Genomic DNA, 988 nt, shown 5'->3' with positions numbered 1-988 from the left:
AAATATAGTAGAAAAAAATAAAAAATATATAATTAAAAAAGGTTTTAATTAAACAAGTAAATAAAAATATTAAATCCAAATTATTTAATAAAACAGAAATATAACTAAAATTTAAAATAAGTAAAAAATAAATTTTAAAATTTTTATATATGTTTAAATAAAACTATTTTAAAGCTTTACGTAAGAATTTTTGTGTATGAGGACAACTATAAATACATTTACCACAAATAGTTAATTCCTTATTTAAGTTTTTAAAAGAAATTTCTTTAGCAGCTTTTAAACATTTTTCATAATCAAAGAAATCTTCTCTTTTAAGACTAGTATTCCATTTAAGTCCTGAAACTGCACCACCAGGACAATTATTCATACATTCAAAACATCTATCACCACATAAAGATCTTGTAATTGGTTTTCCATAATCAAGTACTGCATCTGTAAGAACAGATGATAAACGTAATGCAGAACCATAATTCTTATTTACAAACATTGCACACCTACCAATTCAACCTAAACCTGCTTTTGTAGCAATAGTTTTATAAGGAATTGTATTGTTACAATCATCATCATAAACTATGTTAAGTCCAGTTCTAGAAACTGTTTGAGCATATGCATTATATCCTAAATCTTTTAAATAATTCCCAACATCAACTGCAATAAAATCTAATTTTTCATTAAGAACATTATAATTATTTAAATATTCCTCAGTTGGACCATTAGCTAAATTACTTACAACTTTAGGATCTAAATTAATAAAAAAAGAAATACCCGATTTAACTTTAAAATTTAAATTTTCACCATTTACATTATTTATATTCATATTTTCTAAATTAGCAAAACCTACTTCTTTTGCTCCTTTTGCTAAAATAAATTTTTTTAAATCATTTGATAAAGACATAATATTACCTAAGCTTAATAATTACTATAAATATTTAATTTGATAATTAATAAAATTAATCCTAAGTTTAATTGAAATTTATTTAAAATATAT

2 protein-coding genes are annotated in these 988 nt (G+C 21.6%); both read right to left on the bottom strand.

What is annotated here, in order from left to right:
- Positions 1 to 163 precede the first annotated feature (163 nt).
- Positions 164 to 487 carry a hypothetical protein gene (locus tag BGI41_RS08215; RefSeq protein ID WP_088540214.1) on the bottom strand — a complete coding sequence of 108 codons (324 nt, stop codon included), beginning with the start codon at positions 485 to 487 and terminating at the stop codon, positions 164 to 166.
- Between the two features lie 15 nt (positions 488 to 502).
- Complete coding sequence (locus tag BGI41_RS08210; protein ID WP_088540213.1) at positions 503 to 895, bottom strand: hypothetical protein; 393 nt, start codon at positions 893 to 895, stop codon at positions 503 to 505.
- Between the last annotated feature and the right edge of the window lie 93 nt (positions 896 to 988).

The organism is Methanobrevibacter sp. 87.7 (genome assembly GCF_002208625.1).
Lineage (GTDB): Archaea > Methanobacteriota > Methanobacteria > Methanobacteriales > Methanobacteriaceae > Methanarmilla.
This window is presented reverse-complemented; position numbering and strand designations above follow the sequence as displayed.